The sequence below is a fragment of the Scardovia wiggsiae genome (assembly GCF_051045985.1).
GTDB classification, from domain to species: Bacteria; Actinomycetota; Actinomycetes; order Actinomycetales; family Bifidobacteriaceae; genus Scardovia; species Scardovia wiggsiae.
On sequence record NZ_CP157350.1, the window covers coordinates 1,149,731 to 1,174,844 of the forward strand.

Consider the following 25,114-nt stretch of genomic DNA (forward strand, 5'->3'; position numbering starts at 1 on the left):
GGCTGCATATGCTTTCCATGATCATCCCTGATCCTGCTTGTATATGCATCCGTTTTATGCAAACGTGCCCGCATTTTTATCCTTTTTTTCGTAATACCAATGCGAAAACGTTACCGCAATAATATAACAAGATGAATATTGATGTCAAATCAGACGGATATAGGCCGCAATGGCCGGAGCACCATGCCGAGGCTTAAGGTAAAACACGGATTACACCGCGGGAAATAATCTCATCGACAGTTTCGATGCCGGTAGTGTTCTCGCCCAGCTCATTAGGTTTGCCTTTGCCATGCCAGTCCGACCCGCCGGTCGCAAGAAGGCCGAAACGCTCTGCGAGGGCACTGAGGCGGCGGCGTTGCTCAGGAGGATTATCGCGGTGGTATACCTCAAGCCCGTCGAGCCCAAGGCGCGCGAGGCGCCCGATCTCCCCGTCCGAAAGCAGGAAACGGTTGCGCGAAACAGCCCCGGGATGCGCAATAACGACAACGCCGCCCGCCTGTTTCATGGTGGACACCACTGTCTCTACATCAGGCGAGAACACAGGAACATAATACGGGCTGTGCGTATTGATGATCCCTGCAAACGCCGCAGAACGGTCCTGATAGACTCCTGCCTCAACAAGGGCATCCGCAATATGGGGACGCCCGACGGTAGTATCCTCACCGTTCCTGATCTGCGCCCTGACACTCTCCCACGTTATCGGATAATCGCGCGCGATCCTGTCAACCATCGTCCTGATGCGCTCCTGTCGTGCCCGGCGCGTCTGCGCAAAAAGGCCCAGGGCAGCTTCATCTTCGCAGTCGAACAGGTATGCCAGTACGTGGACACTTGTTTTTCCTGATTCTGCGGTAATCTCTGTCCCCCGGATAAGGGGATAACCGAATGCGAGCGACGCAGCTTTAGCATCCTGCCAACTTGCTGTGGTGTCGTGGTCTGTGATTGCAACCCCTGCAAGGCCTTTTTCCTTCGCCTGGATAATCAGCTCTTCGGGTGAATAAGTCCCGTCAGAATACACAGTATGGCAATGCATATCCCATTCATTGCGCGTCATACACTTATTCTAAGCCGCTACTGGGAATTTGCAGGTATGTATCAGCGCAGGCATATAGCAGACTTATGATGGGCATATAACAGCTGCCTCATTACTGCCACCGGCACTAGCAGCAGAGAACTCCTGTCCTGGCCATCCCTGCTGCGGTCTCCTGCTATAGTTGATATGGCTTTGTCCGGCATATCGCCCGGCCGCCATAAAACGGAGACAGCTATGAGCACGACACATAATAAGGCTGCGTCAACGCCTGACACCACAACGGGAAGCCGGCACACTGTGCCGGGATCCCCCAAAGCACCTGGGAAACCCGGAATACTTGGAACTTCCGGAACGCCCGGTGCATCCGGTAAGCCCAGGACTCCCAATGCATCAGAGAATTCCGGGGTACCCGCAGAGGCGCCCGCCGGGATATCCGCAACTCCCGGCACAGCTCCTGTCAGGGGCTGGAGGCACACCGCAGTGTGGACATATCTGATCATGCTGCTGTCGTCACTGGCTGCCCTTATTGTCTCTTTCGCTTTAAGCGCAGAAACCCTCCAGCTTGCACGGCATCCCCATCAGCAGCTTTCCTGCGATATCAGCTCGGCAGTCTCCTGTTCAACAGTAGCGCAAAGCTGGCAAGCAGAATTCATCCATTTCGCCGGGATGAGTTTCCCCAATGCCTTCTTCGGCATAGCAGCCGAATCGGTTTTTGTAACGGTTGCCGTCCTTGGGATTTCGCGCATAGCAGTACCGCGATGGTTTTCCCTGTGCACATGGCTTGGCGGGCTCGCGGCATTGCTGTATGCCTACTGGCTTTTCACACAGTCAATGTACGTTATCAATGCTTTATGCCCATGGTGCCTGGGCCTTATGTTCGCAACAACAGTCCAGTTCATGTCGCTTACCCATGCCACGGTCTGCATCCAGCGCATCCCCAGCCCTTCATCATCTGCCGGCCGGGTACTGCACACATATTATCGGCTGAATATTGACCTGCTTGACGACGCTGTCTGGATCATCATCCTTGTTGCCCTTATCCTTGCCAAACACGGATCTGTACTGTTGAGATAAGGCCTGGAGCAGCCGGCACATCCGGATCGGGCAGCCAGAGAAGCAGAACTAAAGAACCGAAACAGCCGAGCCGGAATAATCAAAACGGCAGGAACCGGATAGCCAAGCCGGCCGGACAGCTGGAATGACGGGGATAGCCGAAGCAATACAGGCTACAGCGCGGGAAATCTTCTGTCCCAGCCCTGCCCCCGTTGAAAATCCTACGCCGTTGAAAATACAGGGCATTTTGGTGTACATTAGTAGCAGGCGGTCCGTATATACGCATATACAGCATATACGATCCCGCAGTGTTAACGGCGAAATCCAATGGAATAAGAGGCTCTGCTATGTCAAAGGATAAGAAGAAAAACAAGATAGACCGCGAACTCAGGCTGGCGGAAAGCGCAGCAAAGGACGCATACGAAGTTATCGACAGAAAAGCCCTGAAAGAAGCGAAACGGATTAAAACCGCAGCCAAACACTTCAGAGGACCGCAGCATCCGGCAGGCAAGGCACCGGATGGGAAACAGCCCCGCCCGCACTTGTTCGAGCCAATTTCTATCCGCTCCGTAACATCCCGCAACCGGATATGGCTCCCGCCAATGGATATGTATTCCGTATTCGCCCGGGACGGCAAACCGACATCGTTCCACTACCAGCACTACGTTTCTCGGGCACTGGGCGGCTTCGGGACGATCATTGCGGAATCTACTGCCGTCAGCCCTGAAGGACGTATTTCCCCGTATGACACGGGGCTATGGGATGACGAACAGATCGGTGCATGGTCATGGATCGCTGACGGGATCCGGCAGGCCGGGGCTGTGCCCGCGATACAGATCAACCACGCCGGCAGGAAGGGGTCATCCGGCTGCTCAGGACTGGGATACATCAATGCCAGCGTACCCGCTGAGGCCGGCGGCTGGGAAACCGTCGGGGCGACAGATACCCCGTTCAACGAGAACTTTGCACCATCGCGGGGGCTCAGCAGCGATGAGATACATCAGGTCGTCGGACAGTTCCGCAGCGCTGCAGAACGCGCCCGCGCCGCCGGATTCGACATGGTCGAGATACACGGCGCACACGGATACCTCATATCACAGTTCCTGGATCCGCTTATCAACAACCGCACAGACGAATACGGCGGCAGTTTCGCAAACCGGATCCGCTTCGCCGTGGAAGTAGCCGATGCAGTGCGCGAGGTGTGGCCGGACAGCCTTCCTGTAGTAATGCGCCTGTCCGCTACCGACTGGGTCGAAGGCGGATGGGACCTCTACCAAAGCGTTGAACTCGCGAAAGTGCTCAAAAACCATGGCATAGATATGATCGACGTGTCTACAGGCGCCATAATATCAGGGGCAAAAATCCCCGCAAAGCCGAACTATCAGGTGCCTTTTGCCCAGGAGATACGAGCGAAAGTTGATATTCCCGTAACAGCTGTCGGGCTGATCACCAAGCCGAAGCAGGCAGAAAAGATCCTTGAACAGGGGCGGGCGGATGCAGTCGAAATTGGGCGTGCCGCACTACGGGATCCATACTGGCCGCTGAGGGCAGCAGCAAAATTGGGCCTCGACAGGCACGACGCGCCTTATCCGGTACAGTATGCCCGCGGCGCATACGGGATAACGCGGTAGCCCTGCTAGCGGATGGCTGCACCAACTGCTTCAGACACCGAATTATATCCGTCTGCACGAAGCAGGTCTGCCAGGCCGTGCTTTAAAACAGTAATATTCTGCGGCCCGCGATACATAAGCGACGATATGAACATCACGAGGCTTGCGCCCGCGCGGATCTTGTCGTATGCCTGCTGAGGCGTGAAAACGCCCCCTACACCGGCAATCTCAAGCTTATCGCCAAAATCACGATACGTGCGGGCAATCAGCCCATTGCTCGGGGCAACGCACGGCAGGCCCGATAATCCGCCGGGCCATTCAGGAGGGACTTCAAGGCCGGTGCGGTCCTTACGCAGATTGGCAATCGTCACGCCCTGCACATTATGCTCGACAAGTACCTCAAGAAGATCCCTGAACTCCGGCCACGGCTTATCCTGCGGCATCTTTACAAGGATCGGCTGATCGTGCTGCACCTTATCAAGCTCATCAAAAAGCCTGTTGAGGTTCTCAGGCTCCGTAAAAGGTTCGCCCACCCGGGTGTTCGGGCATGAAATATTGACCTCAACCATATGCGTGCGGTTCGCTGCACGCTCAAGCGAAATGCGGTAATCTTCAATCCCCTCATCAATACCCGCACATGAATCATCATTAGTACGGGCGATTGATACCGACAAACGCATAGTCCGGGATTTCCTGTAAGCATCCTCAACACGGCGTATGACCTCTTCCGATCCGCTGTTCGCCAGCCCGACGTGGACCATCATTGACGCATACTCAGGCAGACGGTGGAACCATGGGCGCGGATTCCCTGCGCACAGGCGGGAAGTCGTCGATCCGACCGTTTCAAAGCCGAAGCCAGCTTTTTCCAGCACAAGAGGCAGGTCAGCATTTTTATCCAGGCCTGCAGACAACCCGAACGGGTTATGGAAATCGATGTCCATGACACGTGTTTCTAATACCGGATCCGTATAATCAAGCATTTGCTGAAGGAGCCACATAAGCGGAGGGATTTTCTGGCTCACTTGGCAAAAGCGGATCATCTGGTCGTGCGCATCATCAGGCGACTGATTGAACACATACTTTTTGACTGCATTCTTATAAGTGAACTGGAACATCCCCGTACTGGCCTTATTAAAAGCATTACGCACAGCCGACTGTGAAACATAAGCCATGGCTCAACTCCTTAATATCCTGAATATCCTGTTGTATTCTTGATTCTACATCGCCTCACGCATTTATCCGCATTACTACATCACATAAAGTCCTTGTCCAGTGTTTCTCCCTGCTGCCTTCCTGTTCCCATGTGCTGCCGTTTGCCTGTTTGCCGCACGCCTGCCCGTTACCACCTCCACCTCATCTGTTCGTTGCCCCTCCTCACCCAACACGACGATACATAACGATGGGCGGCTTGAACGCTCACAGCCACAAACGCATCATCGAGTTGGGTGAGCCGGTTAAAGTGTGAGCTGGCTAAAATAATTGCAATGGGCATTAGTGCGTCACGTCATTGTGCAGCACGGCTTACGGGAGTTTATGAATACTTGTACTGTTATCGGCGATATATCAGCGCGTATCAAGAATGCGCCAGGCCTTTTCGGCCGCATCAAGCTGTGCCTTCCTTTTGCTGCTTCCATGGCCCACAGCAAGCTCGCGGCGCTGGCTGAGACCGGTATTTTCCGATGATCCGCTGGCTCCGGCAGCTGGGCTTTCATCCTTTTCACCGGTATCCTTCGCGATCCCTGCCGGGTTTTCTATAAACAGATGGGCTGTAAACTCAAGTTTATTCTCGGGCCCCCGCATTTCCATCTGGTATGACACTTCACCAAGATCCATTTCATGCGCTTTGACGACAATCGCTGTCTTCCAGTCCAGTGCAGGGCCTCTGTGCGAATAATACGAGAGATTGTCATCAATGAGGTTATGGACGACCTCCCGCGCTTTCTCAATGCCGTATTCAACGAAAACTGCGCCAATGAGCGCTTCCACGATATCGCAGAGGATCGAGTCTTTATCCGCCCCATTATCGCGCTGCTCCCCAATGCCCAGAAGGATGAACTGGCTCGCATGCAGTTTATCGCGCGCAATCTCTGACAAAGATTCTTCGGAAACCGCCTTTGACCGGATGCGCGACATTTGCCCTTCTGAATAGTCTGGATGCATCTTATACAAGGTTTCCGTAGCTACCAGCTCCAGGACCGCATCTCCAAGAAACTCAAGACGTTCATAGTTACGCGCGCCCGGGTGTTCATTCGTGAAAGACCGGTGGGTAAGCGCCTCAATGAAAAGATCCGGGGTTATCGCTGCCCCAAGGGCATTGAACAGTTCCTCTGCCTCGGGCGATGGCGCCTGGGTGTCTGTACTCTGGTTGCTTGTCATACCACCTATTCTATGTGCGTGCTCACCCAACTCAACGATGCGTTTATGGCTGTGAGTGTTCAGGCCATTTATCGTTATGTATTGTCGTGTTGGGTGAGGGATAACGGGCAGATGGGGAATAAGCAGGCAGGGGACAACAAACAGACGAGGTTGAGGGGAGGAGGGTAACGGATAGATGAGAGGAGTGGACAGGTAGGGAACCGTAAATTAATGTGGGGATAATGATACGAGGAAGCACCACGGTGACAAGTGGAGACAGGCTAATGTTAATCAGCGATAGAATTGCATCACTAATGAAGCACGAGCAGGACAATAGGCATTCAAGGGGTAAGGGAGCCAACGAATAGGTGAAGAATAGATGAATTTAAAGGATAATCGAAGAGATAACAGGTCGCGGATGAGCGAAAAGGTAACACCTGCCAAAGCTCCATGCTTTAAGCTCCCCCCCCCCCAAAAAAAGCCCCAGAAACCTTTGGCCCCCTGAGCTTTAAAAATAAGGGAACAGGCCTGCCGGACAGCAGGCCCTCAGGTTGCTGCCTGTTAACCTTCTTAAACACTGGGAATAAAGAGATTCCCCAAAGTTGCTGCCATGATTGCCTTTATGGAATGCATGCGGTTCTCAGCCTGCGCAAACTGCCACGAGAAATCAGAACGGAACACCTCATCGGTAACTTCCATCTCCGCCATCCCGAATTTCTCAAAAATCTCCTTGCCATACGCTGTTTTGACATCGTGGAAGGCCGGAAGACAATGCAAAAAGATCAGCTCGCCGTCAGGCGTCCCTGTACGGCGCATCATATCAAGCGTAACCGTATACGGAGCAAGCAGCCCGATCCTTTCTTCCCAGTTGTCCTCTCCCATGGAAACCCACACATCTGTATAAATAATATTCGCACCGCGTACCCCTTCATCTATATCATCAGTCACAAGGTACCGGGCTCCTGTCTGGCGGGCAAATTGTGCGGCAATGCTGACAACTTCCCCGGAAGGCTGTAATTCCCGCGGCGCAAGGATCCTCACATTTATCCCGGCCATAATACCGGCGACAAGAAGGCTGTTAGCCATATTGTTGCGCCCGTCGCCCACAAAAGTGAGCGTCAGCCCCTTCAGCCGCCCAAATTTCTCTTTGACCGTCATCAGATCGGCAATCATCTGCGTAGGATGCCACTCATCCGTCAGCCCATTCCACACGGGGACACCGGCATACTGCGCCAGCGCCTCCACGTCGGAATGAGCGAAACCGCGGTATTCTATCCCGTCAAACATACTCCCCAGCACACGCGCGGTGTCTTCTACAGACTCCTTTTTCCCCAGCTGAGTGCTGTCGGCCCCCATAAATTCGGGGAAAGCCCCTAGATCATTGGCAGCAGTAACAAAAGCTGAGCGGGTACGTGTCGAAGTTTTCTCAAACAGCAGCGCGATATTTTTCCCCTCCAGGTACCGGTGCGGGATATGGTCTTTTTTCAGCCTTTTCAGATGCAGGGCAAAATCTACGAGATACATGATCTCCGCAGGGGTGAAATCTTTGCATGCCAGAAAGCTCCGCCCCTGGAACACATTTTCTGATGCTGTAGCAGTTTCCATATTTCCGATCTCCTTACAGTACAGCCGCGTACCGGGCACTTGGTACGGCTTTTATGCCGAGCCTCCTGTGCCCGCTGCTGTTTATTTGTTTTATACCGATCCAAGATTAGCAGGGCTGGCTTATTTCAGGCTTCAGGGCAGGGTTATCGCCACATGATGGGCAAGCCAGCCCTTACGAAACGCGCTCTAAACATGCTTAAAACCGCCCGGGACGCGCTCGAGGCACCCTGCTGAGCCCATACACATTACACATTACATTACTGAGCCACATCATCCCGGACAACAGGCATGGTCATGCACCTGGGGCCCCCGCGCCCCCGGGAAAGCTCGCTGGAATCGATTTCATGCACAGTTATCCCGTGCCGGCGCAGCAGGTCATTCGATACATAATTACGGTTATAGGTGACGACTTCACCCGGCGCCACCGCAAAAGTGTTAGAAGCATCGTTCCACTGCTCGCGCGGGGCGACCACCGGATCCGCATTGCCTGTGGGGATAAGGTCCACTTCAGTTTTACCCAGAACAGTTTTAAGGACGTCGGTAAGGTCTGTGCAATGGGTGATCCGGATACTCCCATCCCCGTAACTGCCCTGACCGCTGCTGATGTTGCCTTCACGCACGGCCTGAGCGGAAGGCCGGATAATATACGTATCTATCCGCCCGCCCGAATCCATGATCGACGGATGGACAGTGAACTGGTCAGTGTTGATCATTGTAAAAACAGTATCCAGATGCATAGTAGCATGGCCGTGCGGGATATTGATGCCAATCACAGTGTCATACGCGGAACGTCCGAACAGGGAGCGCGCAACATCTTCTATTGCATTGGCAGAGGTGCGCTCTGAAATGCCGATTGCAACCACATGCCCGTTCAGTACCAGGACATCCCCGCCCTCAATACGGGAATGGACCTTCCGCCCCCTCCAAACAGGGATATCCTGCCCGGCAAAACGCGGATTGTATTTAAGCACATATTCCATAAAAAGGGACTCGCGTTTACGCGCATGGAAAGCCATATGGTTGATAAGCACACCGTTGCCGATCACTGCCGCAGGGTCTCTGGTGAAGTAAAGATTAGGCATAGGCTCGAGCAGGAAAGGATAATTCGCATTTTCAGCAAGCTCTTCGAGGCTGGCGATGCTGATGTCGATCTCATCTTTGCGCACGCCCGCCATAATATTCTGAACCATTTTCCTTGGCTCCAGGCTTAAAAGATAACGTTTCAGCCCGTCGTGCACATACCCTACCCGATAATGCGATTCAGCCAGTATCTGGTCGATAAACTTCCCGCGTGCTGTATCATCGGCAAGCGCCTGTGCCGTAAGGTCTTCAAGGTAGAGGACTTCCGCACCGGCATCACGCAGGGTCTGTGCAAAAGCGTCGTGTTCTTTCTGCGCCTCGGGAAGGTAAGGGATATCGTCAAAAAGGAGGCGGTCCATCAGATCAGGGGTGATGTTTTCCACTTCTGCCCCCGGCCTGCGCAGGATCACGCTGCGGAGCGGGCCAATCTCAGAAGTGATATGTACGGCATCCTGATATGGGCTGCCGGAATGACCGTATTGGGCCGTATCAGATCTATTTATATCAGCCATAAGTACCTGCTTCCTGCTTTCTGTAACCGTGTTTCTGCTCTACTATATTACTCTCTTACAGTAGTCGTGCGCCGGAACTTTATTTTAGTATATTTATTCAATTTCCGTATTTCTCCGTATTAAAATTCGGACCCGTATCTTCCATAAATTCCTGAAGCCCGAGCCACTCTTCCTCCAGCGCGGCAATCTCTGCTTCGATCCCGTGCAGCTGGACGTTAAGCCTGCTGAGGCCTTCATAGTCGCCGGGATCCCAGGCTGCCATCTGGTCCTCGATCCCTGTTCTGGAAGCATTGAGTTTATTGATTTTCCGTTCAATTGAACCTGCCCGCCTGGAAGCCTCGCGCTTAGCTGCCCGCAAAGCCTTCCCCCGGTCCCCATCCTGCCCCGGCGCTTCCCGGGATACCGCTGCCGAAGCACCAAGATGGCGGCTATTATCCGCAGAGCGGTCAAGCATATCGAAATAATCATTGATACCGCCCGGGAGATGGACGATCTTCCCGTTATCCAGAGCAAACTGCTGGTCAGTGACCCGCTCCAGCAAATAGCTGTCGTGGGATACGACAATAAGGGTGCCGGGCCAGGTATCCAGCAGGTCCTCCATAACGGCAAGCATATCCGTGTCAAGGTCATTGCCCGGTTCATCCATGATCAGGACATTCGGTTCGTCAAGAAGGATCAGCAGAAGCTGCATCCGCCTTTTCTGACCGCCCGACAGATCCCTGACCGGAGTCATAAGCTGCGCAGATCCAAACCCGAGCCTCTCCATAAGCTGCACCGGCGTCGTCTCTTTGCCGTCAACCAGATAGACCGACCTGTATCTGCCCAGCACTTCGTTGACTGTATACTCCCCCAGCCCCTCCAGCTCATCGAGGCGCTGCGAGAGCACGGCAAACTTGACAGTTTTGCCTATTTTGACACGCCCAGAGGAAGGTTCCAGTGACCCGTCAATGACATGGAGGAGGGTTGACTTCCCGGCACCGTTGGCGCCTACGATACCGAACCGGTCCCCCGGGCCGATAAGCCATGTAATATCATCAAGCACTTTATGCCCGGAGCCACCGGGCGTTTCTCCGCCCGCACCGTTATTGCCGGGATACACTACTGACACACCCTCAAGGTCAACAACCGTCTTGCCCAGCCGGGAGACCGCCATCTGCTTCAGCTGCAGGGTGTTGCGGGCGTCAGGGACATCAGTGATCAGTTCGCGGGCAGCCTTCACATGGAACTTCTGTTTGGTTGAACGGGCCCGGGCACCTCTGGCAAGCCACGCCAGTTCTTTGCGGGCAAGATTGCGGCGTCTGGCTTCAGCTGCATCCGCCTGGCGGTCCCGCTCCACCCGCTGCTCGATATATGCGCTGTATCCCCCTTCAAAGGGGTCAATGCCCCCATCATGGACCTCCCACATATGGGTACAGACATCATCAAGGAACCATCGGTCGTGGGTGACCACCAGAAGCGCCCCGGCATTACGCTGCCACCGGTTCTTCAGATGCTCTGCCAGCCAGCGGATAGTCGCCATATCAAGATGGTTCGTGGGCTCGTCGAGGAGGAGGATATCCCAATCCCTGAGCAGCAGCCGGGCCAGGTCCACGCGCCTGCGCTGCCCGCCCGACAGGCTGCCGATCCGGCTGTCAAGCCCGACACCGCTGAGCAGCGTTTCAACTATTTCCCGGGTATGCTGCCGGGACGCCCATTCATACTCTTCCTGCCCGCCAAGCGCAGCCTGCTGCACAGTATCGTTATCGTCCAGGCTGTCATACTGTTCAAGTATCCCCAGCGAAAGCCCGTTCCGCGCAGAAACACGTCCCGAATCCGGCTGCTGCGATCCCGAAAGCAGATGGAGCACCGTAGTTTTGCCGTCACCGTTGCGCCCCACGATCCCGATACGGTCGCCCTCGTTAACGCCTACAGTCACATTGTCACATATACTTTTTGTAGCGCATGACAGGGAAACCTGTTCAAGCCCTATATCAAAAACCGGCATCACTCGTGATCCCTGGCAAAACTTGTGCAGCGCGCCGCAAAACCCGAGAAGACCGTATCTGCAAGCACCTGGAGCGCGGGGGATTCTTTCTCAAAATCATCTTTCATGCGCGATATCTGCGATTTTTTAAGGTCCCCTGTCATTTTCTTAGTATTGAGCCATTCCTCAAAAAGCATAGTATCAACCTCGAGATGGAACTGCAGTCCCAGGGCCGAACCGCAACGGAACGCCTGGTTTTTCGTTTTCTTCGTTGAGGCAATCACAGTCCCCCCATCGGGACAGCCAACAGTATCAGAATGCCAGTGCAGGACCGAGACCGGTTTCTTTCCCAGAGGAAGCCATTCATCGCGCGAAACGCGGTCAACTGGGGCAAAGCCGAGCTCTGCCGCCCCTGCGGGTTTAAGCTTTGCGCCCAGGGCTGTTGCGATGATCTGATGCCCCAGGCATACGCCCAGCACAGGGATCCCGGCAGAAACAGCATCCCTCGCAAGCCTGGCTTCATCCCTGAGGCCAGGATATGCATCAAAATCCCTGGCCCCCATAGGGCCGCCCATTATTACTATCCCTGCAATACCGCCAATATCCGGGAGATCAGCTTTCTTTTCTTTGGAAATATTAAGGACCGAATAATCCAGCCCGCTGTCTTCAAAAGCATATGCGATGCGGCCGGGCTTCTCCCACTCTACATGCTGAAAAATAATAATTTCAGATCGACCCATAATCTTTCACCCATAATTCTACTGTGCACAGGACATATTACACCACTGCGATGAAAATCTTCGGAAATCCGCAGAGAAGGTGACGGGAAAATAAAAGGATACAAGGAAAATGTTAAGGATACAGGACGGCATCAGCCAGGTTGCCTCCATGAGGTAGAGTATGAGCAGACAAGTATACAGCCGCAACGGCTGCAGCACGATGCCGGCACCCGGAAAGGATGGATGCACGGCACACATACGAACAGCGGAGGATCCCTGAGCTTATGGCCAGCACAACCAATGGTTTGACTATCCACCCTGACACCGTACTCGCGAAGGCAGCGGAGCATATCCGCATCTATGACACTGCCCGCCACGGGACCGTTGATTTTACACCTATCGTCCCCGGGAAGGTCACTATGTACGTGTGCGGGGCAACAGTGCAGAGCTCCCCGCATATCGGGCATCTCAGGGCCGGTGTGGCTTTTGACGTTATCCGCCGCTGGCTGATGAAGCTTGGATACGAAGTCGTATTTGTACGCAATGTTACCGATATTGACGACAAGATCCTGAACAGATCGGCCGCAGAAGGCCAGAACTGGTGGGCGCGCGCGCACTACTACGAGGATGAGTTCACAGATGCCTACAATGCCCTGGGGGTCCTTGCGCCCACTTATGAGCCGCGCGCAACCGGCCACATCACTGATATGGTCAGCCTTGTTGAACGGCTCATAGACCGCGGGCACGCTTACATAACCGCTAACGCTGACGGTACCCCTTCCGGGAACGTATATTTTGACGTACCCTCGTGGAAAGGATACGGCGCACTGACACACCAGGAAGGCGGCGTGCAGACAGGGGAAGCTGATGAGGCAGCCCGCGTTGCTGACGCCCTCGGCCCTTCAGTAGATGCCTCGGGTGAAGATAAATACAACCCCGCTGATGCCGCTGATCAGTCGGAAGCTAAGCATGACCCGCGTGATTTCGCTTTATGGAAAGCTTCCAAAGATACAGACCCCAGTACTGCACGATGGGAAACCCCTTTCGGCACAGGGCGCCCGGGATGGCATCTGGAATGCTCCGCTATGAGCAGGCGGTATCTGGGCGATGATTTCGATATCCACGGCGGCGGGCTTGACCTGCGTTTCCCCCATCATGAGAATGAAATAGCACAGTCCCGTGCTGCCGGATGGGGATTTGCTCACCACTGGATGCATTCTGCATGGGTGACACAAAAAGGCGAAAAGATGAGCAAATCGCTGGGGAACGGCTTATCTGTCGGATCCATACTGTCCAGCCATACCCCGTGGGTCGCCCGGTACGCCCTGGCAGCCGTCCAATACCGATCCATGCTGGAGTGGAGCGCTCAAACACTACAGGAAGCCGAAAGCGCATACAGCCGGATCATGAATTTCCTTGAACACGCTGCTGCGGCAGCAGTCCGGCCTACCCGCGAAGAGGTGCTTGCCGTAGGCGCTGACGACTTGCCTGAAAGCTTCACACGCGCCATGAATGACGATTTCAGCGTTTCGGGCGCAATCGCAGTAATATTCAGCGAGATCCGCAGAGGGAATACGCTAATGGCCAGCATGGCGTCAGCCGCCGGCACCGGCAGCCGGAAGGAGTCAGAGAGCGGAACACCGGGCAGCCTGAACAGCGATCTGGAAAATACGGTACTGTCTGTGCGGGCTATGCTTGATGTTCTCGGATTAGACCCTCTGGATCCCCAGTGGCTCCCCGGCGGGAATAGTTTTGCTGCCGCTGCTTCCTTCACCGGTGGCCAGCTGTCATCCGTGCGGGAATCTTCCCCTGTCCCTTCGCAGGCAGCTTATCCTTCCCCTGCATCTTCCCCGTCACGGGCCGCCCAGGTTTTGAACACTCTTGTTTCCGCGCAGCTCAGGGAACGCGAAGAAGCCCGGAGATCCAAGGATTTTACCCGCGCGGATGCTATTCGCGATATGCTCGCAGAAGCAGGTATCACTATTGAAGATACCCCGCACGGCCCTGCATGGAAACTTTAGAAATTCCCCTCTCTATCTTAAAATAAAGGATTATGGCAGCATTTAGTTCACTCACAGACCGTCTGACCGGGGCGTTCAAGCATCTTCGGTCTAAAGGGAAACTCTCAGAATCAGATATTGACGGTACGGTCCGCGAAATCCGCCGTGCGCTTCTTGACGCTGATGTTTCGCTGGACGTCGTCAAAAGCTTTACTGCGCGGGTGCGCGAGAGGGCTCTCGCAGAAGAAGTCTCGCAGGCCCTAAACCCTGCGCAGCAGGTAGTATCGATCGTTAATGATGAGCTGACCGAAATACTGGGGGCCAATGTAGACCGCCCCCTTAATTTCGCCAAAAACCCTCCTACAATCATCATGCTGGCAGGCCTCCAAGGTGCCGGCAAGACAACGCTTGCAGGGAAACTCGGGTATTGGCTGAAAGACCTTGGGCATACGCCTATGCTTGTAGCTGCCGATCTTCAGCGGCCTAACGCCGTGACCCAGCTCCAGGTTGTCGGCGAGCGCGCCGGGGTGCCGGTTTATGCGCCTGAGCCCGGGGTACAGTCAGGAAGCTCGGATGTCGTCCCTGCCGGGCTTGCGGCCGGAGATCCTGTCAAAGTCGCCAAGGATTCCATCGACGTTGCCCGCCAGAAGCTTTATGACACAGTGATCATTGATACTGCAGGCCGCCTTGGCGTTGACGAAGAGCTTATGCGCCAGGCCCGCAATATACGCGATGCTGTTGATCCTGATGAGATCCTTTTCGTTATTGATGCCATGATAGGCCAGGATGCTGTCGCTACAGCGGAAGCCTTCAATGAAGGTGTTGATTTTACAGGCGTCGTCCTGTCAAAGATCGATGGCGATGCCCGAGGCGGTGCCGCTTTGTCGGTGGCGTCAGTTACCGGCAAGCCTATCCTTTTCTCCTCAACAGGCGAAGGGCTCAAAGATTTTGAGGTCTTCCACCCCGACCGCATGGCTTCCCGCATCCTCGACATGGGTGATGTCCTTACCCTTATTGAACAGGCGCAGAAACAGTTTGATGAGCAGGAAGCCCGCGAAGCTGCAGAAAAAATGGCCGAAGGCACTTTCGGCCTGGATGATTTCCTAAGCCAGCTTCAGCAGGTGCGGCAGCTTGGTTCAATGAAGAAACTCCTGGGTATGATACCGGGTATGTCGCAGTACCGGCAGGCGATCGACCAGTTCGATGAAAAGGAGGTCGACCGCACTGAGGCTATTATCCATTCCATGACGCCTGAGGAACGCCGCAACCCGCAGATACTGGACGGAAGCCGCAGGGCACGGATTGCTTACGGCTCAGGCGTCACAGTATCAGCAGTAAACGGGCTTCTTGACCGGTTCAGCCAGGCTGCAAAAATGATGAAGCGGATGTCAGGCAGCAGTATGCCGGGTATAGGCAATAGCAATTCCCCGCGTAAGAACAAAAAGAATAAGAAAAAGAACCGGAACAGGTCAGGACGTTCAGGGAACCCCATGAAACGTGAAGCTGAGGAAAAAGCCCTGAGGGAAAAACTGGGCGGGCATAAAGGCGGCAGCGGGTCTTCTTTCATGAAGAAACCGCAGCCCGGCCAGCTCCCAGGCGGATTGGGTACAGGGCTTGGTCAGGATCTTGACAACGTTGATCTGGGCAATCTTGGTAACCTCAATATCCCCGGGCTCACCTGAGCCTCATGGAAAAGAGGCCTCCAGGCTCTTACCTTTCTGCATATCTGCGGGGGATCATGGAGGGATACCGGATTCCTCGATACTCAGGGGCCTCGGAGGCGCCTGAGATGCCCGGAGCCCCAGGGTATCTGAGGCATTGAGATACCCATGCTATCCAAAAATATCCATGGCATCCAAGGCAGTTACCGCAGGCCACCATACTGTCCACAAATTAAGGAGGATAATGGCTGCTCAACAGGGAAACTCTTCCGCATCAAGCACAGCGCAATACTATAACAGCTACAATCCATCCGGGGCTTCCAAACGTCCATCCGGGAAGAAATCAAGAAAAAGGAAAAGGAGCTCTATGATTCTGTGGATACTTCTTATCATCATTGTTTTATGGATGTGCCTGCACTTTTTGCCTGAGCGTTTCAGCTACCTTAGGCCAGTACCCGAAGCAACTGCCCTTATCCCCCTGCTGATCGTACCGCTGCTGGTCATCCTTGCTATTGCACTCGCACGGCGTTCGTGGGGGCAATCCCTGGTCTCTTTCCTCCTGATCGCTATTGAAACCGTATGGTCAGTCGGCTATTTTACTGAGATCCCCCAGCCCCTGAACCCGATTCTGGCACTGCCCCGGCAGACAGTATCAAACGCAGTATCTGACGGGACTCCCGATTCGGAAGCAAGCTCGCTGAGCAACCCCTCAGCCGTAACCGTGATGACTATAAATGCGCGCTATGGGCAGGCGGACACCGGAAGCATCGTACAGGCCATTAAGACGAACCACGTTGATGTACTGTGCGTTCAGGAGGCAACCGATTCTTTCATTGACCGTATGGGAGCCGCCGGGATCTCAGATGAGCTCCCCTTCCTGCAGTCCGGCGCAAAAACCGGCCGGGACAACGGCGGCTTCAATGCTGTCTGGACACGTAAACAGCCTGCCGAGCAGCATGATAAATCGGTCCAGTCCGAATCTTCCCAAATACCGACAGCCGTAGTATCCGTTAACGGGCATAACGTCCTTTTCGGCAGCACCCATCCAAAATCGCCCCAGCGCGGCGGCGAATCATGGCGGAACAGCATAAATGCCTTGAAAAGCTTTGCGCAGGTCAATAATCCTTCCCTGGGTATTTCCACCCATATTGAAGCTACTGTAATTGCCGGAGATATGAACTCCGGGATCCATCACTCTGTTTTCCGCAATATCCTCAGCAGCGGGCTGACTGATGCTTCCTACAACCTCCATAAGGGGATACACCCCACCTTCCCAGCCTCCTGGCCCCTGGTGCCGTCACTGATTGAGATAGATCACGTGCTTTACTCGGGTCCTGTCCGGGCAGCCACCGTCAAATCGCTGGTTATACCGCGGACGGATCACCGTGCCCTTGTCTCAACACTGATCGTAGGGTAACTTAGTAGGATAACTGGCGGGAGTGCTTTTCATGCCCTGTCCACACACAAAAATATCATGCTAATACAATGCGTTCAACATTAGAAGTGCTTTTCACGCCTCTCCCACACACAAAAGCATCCGCATGGTTACATGACTGGCTATCCTGCTGCCGTGCTGCCCAACTGCCCGGAAATCCCCAAAAATAACCGGCTGCCCGGATAACCAATTGCTTGAATATGTGTCTATTCAGCTGCCTGTCCTGCCGGCATCAGCCGGCAGCCCCTCCTTCAATATAAGCATCTATAGCGGCCCCTCCTTCCCCTCCTTATACCCTTCCTCCCCTATCCGTACTCCTGCCTATAAATACCGGGTCTCCTCTACATCTATACAGATACAGATCAATAAATAAAGGGCAGACCTGAAACAGGCCTGCCCCGCAGAAATTTAATGCTTATTAATGCTTATTACGGTCGCGCATCCATAATATCAACGCGGACACTGTGATCGGCAATCGCCTGGATCACTGTGCGGATCGCTGTAGCTGTGCGCCCGTGGCGCCCAATAACACGGCCGATATCTTCAGAGTTGACGCGGACGCGGATAAGTTCGCCTCGCTGATTCTGATATGACCGGACCGACACGTCATCGGGGAAATCAACTATACCGCGAATCAGATGTTCAATCGCCTCAGTAAGCATATCTACTCAGCCTTTTCCTCAGATGAAGATTCTTCTGCGGATTCGGCAGAACTGTCGGCTGCCTCAGCCTCAGCCTCAGATTCAGACGATTCCGCTTCCTTCGCCGCTGCCTCTGCTGCAGCTTTAGCTTCTTCCTCAGCTTTAGCCTTAGCTTCGGACTTCGCAGCTTTAAGCTTCTGTGCCTTATCATCGGCAGCTTTAATGCGTGCCTCTGCATCAGGTCCGTCTTCCGCGGTCTTCAACGTGCCCTCAGCACCGGGAAGGCCTTTGAACTTCTGCCAGTCTCCCGTGATCTTGAGCAGCTTTACAACAGGTTCGGAAGGCTGAGCGCCTACACCAAGCCAGTACTGTGCCCGCTCAGAATCTATCTGGATCAGCGACGGCTGCTTGTTCGGATCGTATATGCCGATCTGTTCGATCACCTTGCCATCGCGCTTTTTGCGCGAATCAGCAATTACTACGCGATAGAAAGCATAAAACTTCCTACCCATACGCTTTAAACGAATACGTGTTGCCAAAATGGCTCTCCTTGTATCTTTCGGGGCGCACATGCCGCTGATTATGTGGGGCATAATCCGTGTCACATGCATGAACCCACGCCATCGGGTTTTGAGGGCCCCCTCAGGCGCGATAACAAAAGTCAATTATAGGCGTACTCGTGGATTTTCTGCCGCTACATGCCAGTCTTTCCGGGTAGAATGCCTGGCTTACTGTAGCCCGCCGCAGCACGGCTCACCCAACTCGCAGATACAAAATGGCAACCGGCCCAGGCTCTTATAACTACAAAATATATCTGCGGGTTGGGTGAGCAGGTATCAGGCGAGGGAGCGTCGAGCGGAAGGCGGTACGATATCCGTCAAAATATAAACGGAGAACATCGCTACCACACGCCGCGAGATATATCATCCTCCTGCTTACAATCTGAAAGCGGATCATGGGCACAAACCAAAGAACCGCTGATCTGATATCAACGCCGGATACTTCTCAGGTACCCAGCCCCGCCTCCCTGCCCAGCTTTCCACTCTGCCTCACCCAACCCGCAGATACTTTTATCGGAACCGCGGAAACAATCGAAATCCATTTCATATCTCTGCGTTGGGTGAGGCGGGGCGAAGAATAACCAGAGATACGGCCGGAGAAAGCGACAGAAAACATGACCGGGGAAACGGATAGGGAAACGGCCCGAGGAACAACTGGAGAAGAGAAACAGCCCAAAACAACCAGAGCAACGATCTGGCAACATTGCCATAACACGCCGCTTCACAGCACGTTACCGCCGCATATCACTGTCCGGCAGTATTTTAATGGACGTTAGCGCTGCGGATGAGCCCCCGACACATCCCACCCGAGGTCAGTGAGTTTTTTACGATCGGCCTTATCCAAAACGCTGCAATCAAGCCTCGCAATAATATCGGGGCGGATACTGGAAGTCCGTTCCAGGGATTCATCACGCCGGTACCGACTAACTTTCGCATGATCCCCGCTGAGCAATACCTCAGGCACATCCAGCCCACGCCATTGTGACGGTTTCGTGTACTGTTTATACTCCAAAAGCCCATCCTCGCCGGAGTACGACTCCTCAACAATAGAATCTGAGTTCCCCATAAAACCGGGAATCAAGCGCGTAATAGCCTCCACCATCACGCTCACCGCAACTTCACCGCCATTAAGGACATAATCACCTATTGAATACTCCCGCACATCCAGCCCCCGGCCTTGATAATACATGGGGATGCGCGCATCATAACCCTCGTAGCGGCCGCAGCCAAAAACCAGATGCCCCTTATGCGACAGTTCCTCAGCATCTTTCTGCGTAAACAGCGGTGCCGAGGGGTTCGGAAAGATCAGCGTGGACGGGGCACCGACGGAAGAGAAGGAATCCGATCCGGTGGAGGCGGGCGAGGAAGGCCCGGCGAGGCCCGGCGAGGCCCGGCGAGGAAGGCCCGGCGAGGAAGGCCCAGCGGAGGTACAAGCGGAGGCAGGACCAGAAGCAGACACGGCAGCAGAATCAGACGGCTCAGGGTGCGAGGAGGACACGGCAGAAACTCCGAAAGTCCCGAGTACGTCATCCAGACACTCAGCCCAGACTTCAGGCTTCATCACCATGCCTGCGCCTCCGCCGGCCGGAGTGTCATCCACCGACCGGTGCACATCATGGGTCCAGTCCCGCAGATCCAATGCCTGTATCCGCACGATCCCATGAGCCTGCGCCTTTCCCAGCAGGCTTAACTGCATCGAATCGAAATACTCCGGAAAAACTGAAATAATGCTGATATCCATATCATTTCCTGCCAAGTTGTGCCATACTTTTTGATTTCTTGCCGCATCCTGCATATCGTGCCGTATTTACATTTTGCAAGCCGAACAGCGCCTTTATAAGTTTATAGGTCGAATAACCCTACAGGGGGATCAATAAGAATATATCCCTCGGCAGGGTCAACAATCGGAACGATCTCTTCGACGAACGGGATCAGCACATGTTTGCCTTTATGCTCCGGGGCATCATCACCGTTCAGCTTCGCCTCGATAAGGGCCTGCGGACCATTGAGGCTGACGCCAGCGATCTTCCCGACAGTATGCGCATCCACTCCATCATAATCTGCCGCAAGCGCTTCAGCATGGTCATTGACCTGCAGCACTTCACAGCCGATCAGCTCATCGGGATACCATCCATCATTATCGCTGCCGGTCTCTCTGCCAGTTTTATCATTCCCGCCATCCTCATCAGCCGGACCACTGCCGGTATTGGAGAGCGGGAGGATGTCTGCCGCAGCAGGGGACCTGCCAGAAGCACCAGGCGCATCAGGAGCAGTATCAAGAGCAGGGGGCACGCCGGGCATGCCTGCGGCAGCCCCATTAAGAGGAAGAGGGGCGCTGCCGGATCCTGTGCCGGTAGATTTGCCGGCAGATTTCTTTATGAACAGCACTGTCCCTTTAAGCTCCTCCGATGCATTACGATCATTGATATCCGCAAATTTCACTATCCAGCGGTCCTTAAAAGTCCTTGACCGTTCTACCGCATACAGTTTCCCGCTTCCGTCAGCCAATACAGACCCTGCGGCAAAGCGCGTTTCAGGGGTATCAGTAAAAACCTGTACATTTACCTCGCCTTTAAGCCCCTGAGCACGCCCGATACGGCAGACCCTCAGAAGGCCGCTCTGCGGAAGGCTGCTGCCCTGCAGGGAGCCGCCGTTATGCTGAAGAGCACTATCCTTATCCTGCCCGGTACGATTTGTCATAACCCCTATGCTACCGAAGTGCCGTGAACAAGCACAAGATACGAATAAAACAGCGATATCTCAAGGGATCAGGGGATACAGCGGAGCCAGCGAGGATTGGAATATTTATCCATATCCAGCTGTCTGGCCGTGTTAAGGATATTCAGCTGGATATCAGCATAATCCGCCAGAGGAAGGGATTTAAAAAGGAAATGCTCGAAATAATCGATGATCTGCTGCCTGGTGAGATCAGTCTGGGATCTCAGGGGATCGACACGTTTCAGTGCAGATTTCACAGCCTTATCAGCGCTTTTTTGGGGAGAAATATTGAGTATTTCACTCATAAGCTGCGCATTGATATCGTAGGCCATCGTTACATGATGGAGGAGGCAGCCCGGGCCGCCTTTTTGCGATCGGAACCGGCGCTGTGCGGCTCCCCCGATTTTCCCGCCGGGCGATTCGATATCATTGACCGGCCTGTACCTGGCATCTATCCCGAGCCCCCGGAGGGCTTCGATAACCCAACGGTCGCAGTATTCATAGGAGGCCTCTATGCCCATACCTTCCACGAAGCCCAGCGGCACATACAACGAATAAGTGATCGTGTTGCCGGGCTGGATAAACATTGCACCGCCGCCTGTCACCCGCCGCACCACAGTAAATCCATTTTCTGCAGCGGCCTCTTTACGGACCTCATGGCTAAAGGACTGGTGTGCGCCTATAACAACAGCATCTGACGCCCACTGCCAGAAACGGAAGACAGGACCCTGCGTTCCATCGGCAACAGCCAGCGCAAACGATTCGTCTATGGCCATCTGCATTGATGGGGTAAGGGGCTTGGGGTCGCGTATCACAGACAGGTCAAGCTTTTGCCAGCGGGGATCGGCCGCAACAGGAAGTTGGGCAGGAAGTTGAGATTCGGAGATGGAAGTACTGGCAGGAAGATCAGTATCAGTAAGAATATCAGTACTGGCAGGGCTGACAGTATCAGCAGCATCAGAGCCGGTATTCCCTGCAGCACAGGACCGGGCAGAGGAAAAATCTCCTGAAGGGCTCAGCTGGTGGAGGCCACGGGGACCGGAGGAACCGGATCCTCCGCCATTGATATGGGCAGGCACCCTTCTGGCAAGGGCGGCAAGCAATGCCCCCAGCAACCCGTCAGCACCTATACCTATCATACAGACCCCCTGCGCAGCCCACTCATCCAGGGCTGACCACAGCCTCTCTACGGCATCCTGACGGAGCGCGGCCGAGTCCGGATCAGGCAGGAGTCTTATAAGGCAATCCTTCACAGTATGCGAAAGGCTTGCCAGCACTTTTTCGGGTTCATCAGTCCCATCGATAAAGAAATCACCGTCAATACTGACGTCCATACCCTCAGAGCTAGGATCAGGGCCAGCGGGGCTACCATATCCGACAAGCCTTGCACACCCGGCAGGGCTTCCGGGCATGCCCGGGCCAGTGCCCTTAGTCCCGTTAATCCCGTTATTGAGAGACCCGTTAACGGGATAGCCGTTGCCCGCACCATCAGGAGGATATGGAAGCAGTATTTCTACGGCGACAAGCTTGCTGCCAGGCTCTTTGTACTCGCCCCGCAACGGATGCGCCGCATACCGGTCAGCCATCAGCCTCTCCTCCCCGAGCGGCAGGGGCTGTGCCGGCAGCCGGATACCTGCCGCTCATTCTCTGATACCCATGGCATCCAGGCACCATGCGTTTTCAAGGGATATCTGTTCCCAAGCCTTATACCGCCCTGAAACCCCGCCATGCCCGGCTTCAGTTTCGATCCTGGCGAAGGCGTCGGCGCCTACCTCAGCTTCCTGCAGGCGCGACAGCCACTTCAAAGGTTCCACATAGAGCACACGGGTATCATTCATAGATGTAGTAATGAATATCCGGGGAAAATGCGGCGTGCCGAAAAGCTCGGAACGCTCCCGCGCAGAAGCGACATTCTCGTAAGGGGTATACGCACGCATATAGCCGTATACATTTTTATCGTGCAGCGGATCCCCCCATTCATCCCACTCCGTTACTGTCAGCGGAAGGGACGGGTCAAGGATGGAGTTCAGCGCATCAACGAATGGGACATCTGCTTCTATCCCTGCATAAAGGAACGGAGCCCTATTCGCTACAGCCCCCATAAGGAGCCCGCCGGCCGACCCGCCATTGGCAACAGTAGTTTCAGGGGAAGCCCATCCCCGCGCCTGCAGCGCAGCAGTCACATCAATGAAATCATTGAAGGTATTGATTTTATTCAGACGCCGCCCCTGCTCATACCACGCACGCCCCATTTCCCCGCCGCCGCGCGTATGGACTTCCGCGCGGAGCACGCCGCGGTCAAGGAAACTCAGGCGCGGCACGCCAAATCCAGGATCGCAACTTATACCGTAAGAGCCGTATGCCGTGATAAACATCGGTGCCGCTGTTGCCGTCGGCACTGCCGATGCTGCACCCCACACTCTGGCTGCAGCTTTCTGGGCTTCTTCTATTCCTGGGGCATCAAGAACATAGTCTGTCATGCCTAAGCCCAGCGGACATCCATCCCTGTCGCATGCCTCATCCATTGCGGGGACCAGGCCGCGTTTCCATGTAAGCGATACGGGTACTTTCTCGCCGTCCCGTACACGCACCCAGATACGGCGCTCAGCATATTCCGCTTCATTGTAGTTTTTAACGGATGCCGCTTTCAGCAGGGTATCTTTCCCGGCAGCAGGGTCATAAGCACGCAGCTGTGCAGGATGCACGTAGCTGGTGAAACTGTATCGAAGAGTAGGTGCTTCATAAGAAGGGTTTCCTGTTGAATCAACAGAATACAGCGCATGGGGATCCTGACCTGTAAGTTCCGTAAAGCCCCACGGCCGGCCAAGCACATAATCAGCGAGCGCACGGCCTTTTACTTCAACAGCTATATGGGGCAGGCCGGACGAACGGTAAGCAAGAGTCACAAAATGCCTGTACACCCCCAGGCCGCCAATAGCCAGGCCGCGCGCCGACTGCAGTATCCCAGGATTCACTGCATCGCTGTACGGCGTATCCACAGGAGCCCTGCGATGCTCTGCTTCAGCCTTTTCACAGCCGTAATCGCTGCCCCGCGCAATGCATGTCCCATCCCCCAAAGTATAAGGAGGCTGCTTTTCAAGCATATTGATAATATCTATCTGGAAATTCGGGTCATACACATTATGGACAACAACCGCAACAGGTATATTGCCTTCTTCATCAGTCCTGATCCCCTCAGCCAGCTCAGCAAGCCGTATACTGTCCTTCCCGGATCCCGAAAGACGGGCAGCCTGAGCCTGCTCCCGCAGGATCTCCCTGGCATCCTCGAATTTGGCAAAGCTGACATCATACTCCACGCCATCTCTGCGCGGAATAAAAGTGGAGAACTCCCCTTCGGGGTCCCCGACATCAAGGAAACGCACTTCGCTGGTAGTTTTTGAGCTGCTTTCAATGACGATCAGCGACTCATCAAAGGAAAGGCCTACACCGCAGTTGAAGCGGCCGTCATCTTCATGGAAGACCTCCCTGTCCTCAGTGGTATCAGTACCCATCCGATGCCGCCAGACGGAATCCGGCCTCCATGCATCGTTGACCCGCGTATAGAATATCCATTGCCCGTCGGGCGTAAAACACGCATTCGAGCTGATGCCGCGGATCGTATCAGGCATCTGCCGGCCGCTCTCCAGATCACGCACATAGCAGTCGTACCGCTCATCACCCCTGGTATCCACCAGATACAGCATCCAGCGGCCATCGTCACTGAGGTCTATCCCTCCGGTGCGGAAAAAGTCATGCCCCTGTGCTTCCCTGTTCGCGTCAAAAATAATTTCCTCGCCATCCAGCGGGGTGTTATTGCCAGGTTCAATACGCGGAGGATCCCAGTCGCTGTCGGATTTCACCGGCACCCGGCAGGATATCCCATACTGCCTGCCCTCCTGTGTACGTGTAAAATACCAGTAGCCGAAAAGCCTCACGGGAACTGACATGTCATTTTCTTCCACGTGTGATTTCAGCTCGTCGAAAAGGGCAGATGCCAGCGGTTTTACCTTTTCCAGGCGCTTGTCCGCGTAAGCATCCTGAGCTGCTACATACGACTGCACATCCTGCGAATCTTTATTCCTGAGCCATTCATAGTAATCTGTAAAGGTTTCACCGTGAATATCCCGGATATGCTTTATCCGTTGGGGCTGCGGAGGGTCCAAAAAATCCAT

Annotated in this window: 18 protein-coding genes and 1 pseudogene; 5 read left to right on the forward strand and 14 right to left on the reverse strand. The window is 54.5% G+C overall.

All coding sequences use genetic code 11. From position 1 onward, the window contains the following. Positions 1-193: 193 nt before the first annotated feature. The gene (locus ABKA16_RS04850; RefSeq protein ID WP_381000412.1) at positions 194-1,051 is read right to left on the reverse strand and encodes a PHP domain-containing protein; all 858 of its coding nucleotides are present in this window, start codon (positions 1,049-1,051) and stop codon (positions 194-196) included. Between the two features lie 408 nt (positions 1,052-1,459). Here ABKA16_RS04850 and ABKA16_RS04855 point away from each other — a divergent pair, with 408 nt between their 5' ends. Then, positions 1,460-2,104 (forward strand): vitamin K epoxide reductase family protein, encoded by a 645-nt coding sequence (locus ABKA16_RS04855; RefSeq protein WP_381000617.1) that lies wholly within the window; start codon positions 1,460-1,462, stop codon positions 2,102-2,104. A gap of 326 nt (positions 2,105-2,430) precedes the next feature. Then, on the forward strand, positions 2,431-3,714 hold the full coding sequence (locus ABKA16_RS04860; RefSeq protein ID WP_381000410.1) for an NADH:flavin oxidoreductase/NADH oxidase: 1,284 nt from the start codon (positions 2,431-2,433) through the stop codon (positions 3,712-3,714). Positions 3,715-3,719: 5 nt separating this feature from the next. On the opposite strand, the gene ABKA16_RS04865 is transcribed toward ABKA16_RS04860, so the two are convergent. The 6 genes from ABKA16_RS04865 to ABKA16_RS04890 all read right to left on the reverse strand — a co-directional run bounded on the left by ABKA16_RS04865 (position 3,720) and on the right by ABKA16_RS04890 (position 11,948). After that, entirely contained in the window at positions 3,720-4,865 is a 1,146-nt protein-coding gene (locus ABKA16_RS04865; protein ID WP_381000409.1) for a quinone-dependent dihydroorotate dehydrogenase, read from the reverse strand. Positions 4,866-5,256: 391 nt separating this feature from the next. After that, positions 5,257-6,069 (reverse strand): ribonuclease III, encoded by an 813-nt coding sequence (rnc, locus tag ABKA16_RS04870; protein ID WP_007148057.1) that lies wholly within the window; start codon positions 6,067-6,069, stop codon positions 5,257-5,259. A gap of 549 nt (positions 6,070-6,618) precedes the next feature. Next, the gene (gene argF, locus ABKA16_RS04875) at positions 6,619-7,653 is read right to left on the reverse strand and encodes an ornithine carbamoyltransferase (protein ID WP_381000407.1); all 1,035 of its coding nucleotides are present in this window, start codon (positions 7,651-7,653) and stop codon (positions 6,619-6,621) included. A 257-nt stretch (positions 7,654-7,910) separates the two neighbouring features. Beyond that, entirely contained in the window at positions 7,911-9,245 is a 1,335-nt protein-coding gene (gene arcA / locus ABKA16_RS04880) for an arginine deiminase (protein ID WP_007148055.1), read from the reverse strand. A gap of 97 nt (positions 9,246-9,342) precedes the next feature. Further along, positions 9,343-11,229 carry an ABC-F family ATP-binding cassette domain-containing protein gene (locus tag ABKA16_RS04885; RefSeq protein ID WP_381000405.1) on the reverse strand — a complete coding sequence of 629 codons (1,887 nt, stop codon included), beginning with the start codon at positions 11,227-11,229 and terminating at the stop codon, positions 9,343-9,345. Further along, the gene (locus tag ABKA16_RS04890; RefSeq protein WP_381000403.1) at positions 11,229-11,948 is read right to left on the reverse strand and encodes a type 1 glutamine amidotransferase; all 720 of its coding nucleotides are present in this window, start codon (positions 11,946-11,948) and stop codon (positions 11,229-11,231) included. Before ABKA16_RS04890 ends, ABKA16_RS04885 begins: the two co-directional genes overlap by 1 nt. A gap of 263 nt (positions 11,949-12,211) precedes the next feature. Between ABKA16_RS04890 and cysS the strand changes: the two genes are divergently transcribed. The 3 genes from cysS (at position 12,212) to ABKA16_RS04905 (ending at position 17,005) form a co-directional block, all read left to right on the forward strand. Next, positions 12,212-13,948, forward strand: coding sequence for a cysteine--tRNA ligase (gene cysS, locus ABKA16_RS04895; protein WP_381000401.1), 1,737 nt, complete (start codon positions 12,212-12,214; stop codon positions 13,946-13,948). A gap of 32 nt (positions 13,949-13,980) precedes the next feature. Then, on the forward strand, positions 13,981-15,609 hold the full coding sequence (gene ffh, locus ABKA16_RS04900) for a signal recognition particle protein (RefSeq protein WP_381000400.1): 1,629 nt from the start codon (positions 13,981-13,983) through the stop codon (positions 15,607-15,609). Between the two features lie 223 nt (positions 15,610-15,832). After that, a complete protein-coding gene (locus ABKA16_RS04905; protein WP_381000398.1) occupies positions 15,833-17,005 on the forward strand; it encodes an endonuclease/exonuclease/phosphatase family protein in 1,173 nt (390 codons plus the stop codon). A 446-nt stretch (positions 17,006-17,451) separates the two neighbouring features. On the opposite strand, the gene ABKA16_RS04910 is transcribed toward ABKA16_RS04905, so the two are convergent. The 7 genes and pseudogenes from ABKA16_RS04910 to ABKA16_RS04940 all read right to left on the reverse strand — a co-directional run bounded on the left by ABKA16_RS04910 (position 17,452) and on the right by ABKA16_RS04940 (position 25,114). Next, positions 17,452-17,685 carry an RNA-binding protein gene (locus ABKA16_RS04910; protein ID WP_007148048.1) on the reverse strand — a complete coding sequence of 78 codons (234 nt, stop codon included), beginning with the start codon at positions 17,683-17,685 and terminating at the stop codon, positions 17,452-17,454. Positions 17,686-17,687: 2 nt separating this feature from the next. After that, a complete protein-coding gene (gene rpsP, locus ABKA16_RS04915; protein WP_381000396.1) occupies positions 17,688-18,203 on the reverse strand; it encodes a 30S ribosomal protein S16 in 516 nt (171 codons plus the stop codon). A 793-nt stretch (positions 18,204-18,996) separates the two neighbouring features. Then, positions 18,997-19,965 carry a tRNA (guanosine(37)-N1)-methyltransferase TrmD gene (gene trmD / locus ABKA16_RS04920; RefSeq protein WP_381000395.1) on the reverse strand — a complete coding sequence of 323 codons (969 nt, stop codon included), beginning with the start codon at positions 19,963-19,965 and terminating at the stop codon, positions 18,997-18,999. Positions 19,966-20,066: 101 nt separating this feature from the next. After that, the gene (locus ABKA16_RS04925; protein WP_434156717.1) at positions 20,067-20,525 is read right to left on the reverse strand and encodes a ribosome maturation factor RimM; all 459 of its coding nucleotides are present in this window, start codon (positions 20,523-20,525) and stop codon (positions 20,067-20,069) included. A gap of 78 nt (positions 20,526-20,603) precedes the next feature. Continuing rightward, positions 20,604-20,867 (reverse strand): annotated as a pseudogene (locus ABKA16_RS04930) (ribosome maturation factor RimM); the annotation flags it as partial. A gap of 125 nt (positions 20,868-20,992) precedes the next feature. After that, complete coding sequence (locus ABKA16_RS04935) at positions 20,993-22,528, reverse strand: lipoate--protein ligase family protein (RefSeq protein ID WP_381000394.1); 1,536 nt, start codon at positions 22,526-22,528, stop codon at positions 20,993-20,995. Between the two features lie 54 nt (positions 22,529-22,582). Beyond that, entirely contained in the window at positions 22,583-25,114 is a 2,532-nt protein-coding gene (locus ABKA16_RS04940; protein ID WP_381000393.1) for a S9 family peptidase, read from the reverse strand.

Coding starts and splice junctions, on each gene's coding strand:
- ABKA16_RS04865 (WP_381000409.1), bottom strand. CDS start 4,865: ATGGCTTATGTTTCACAGTCGGCTGTGCGTAATGCTTTTAATAAGGCC.
- cysS (WP_381000401.1), top strand. CDS start 12,212: ATGGCCAGCACAACCAATGGTTTGACTATCCACCCTGACACCGTACTC.
- ABKA16_RS04850 (WP_381000412.1), bottom strand. CDS start 1,051: ATGACGCGCAATGAATGGGATATGCATTGCCATACTGTGTATTCTGAC.
- ABKA16_RS04910 (WP_007148048.1), bottom strand. CDS start 17,685: ATGCTTACTGAGGCGATTGAACATCTGATTCGCGGTATAGTTGATTTC.
- ABKA16_RS04925 (WP_434156717.1), bottom strand. CDS start 20,525: ATGCCCGGCGTGCCCCCTGCTCTTGATACTGCTCCTGATGCGCCTGGT.
- ABKA16_RS04935 (WP_381000394.1), bottom strand. CDS start 22,528: ATGGCTGACCGGTATGCGGCGCATCCGTTGCGGGGCGAGTACAAAGAG.
- ABKA16_RS04860 (WP_381000410.1), top strand. CDS start 2,431: ATGTCAAAGGATAAGAAGAAAAACAAGATAGACCGCGAACTCAGGCTG.
- argF (WP_381000407.1), bottom strand. CDS start 7,653: ATGGAAACTGCTACAGCATCAGAAAATGTGTTCCAGGGGCGGAGCTTT.
- rnc (WP_007148057.1), bottom strand. CDS start 6,069: ATGACAAGCAACCAGAGTACAGACACCCAGGCGCCATCGCCCGAGGCA.
- ABKA16_RS04885 (WP_381000405.1), bottom strand. CDS start 11,229: ATGCCGGTTTTTGATATAGGGCTTGAACAGGTTTCCCTGTCATGCGCT.
- ffh (WP_381000400.1), top strand. CDS start 13,981: ATGGCAGCATTTAGTTCACTCACAGACCGTCTGACCGGGGCGTTCAAG.
- ABKA16_RS04890 (WP_381000403.1), bottom strand. CDS start 11,948: ATGGGTCGATCTGAAATTATTATTTTTCAGCATGTAGAGTGGGAGAAG.
- ABKA16_RS04940 (WP_381000393.1), bottom strand. CDS start 25,114: ATGGATTTTTTGGACCCTCCGCAGCCCCAACGGATAAAGCATATCCGG.
- trmD (WP_381000395.1), bottom strand. CDS start 19,965: ATGGATATCAGCATTATTTCAGTTTTTCCGGAGTATTTCGATTCGATG.
- arcA (WP_007148055.1), bottom strand. CDS start 9,245: ATGGCTGATATAAATAGATCTGATACGGCCCAATACGGTCATTCCGGC.
- ABKA16_RS04905 (WP_381000398.1), top strand. CDS start 15,833: ATGGCTGCTCAACAGGGAAACTCTTCCGCATCAAGCACAGCGCAATAC.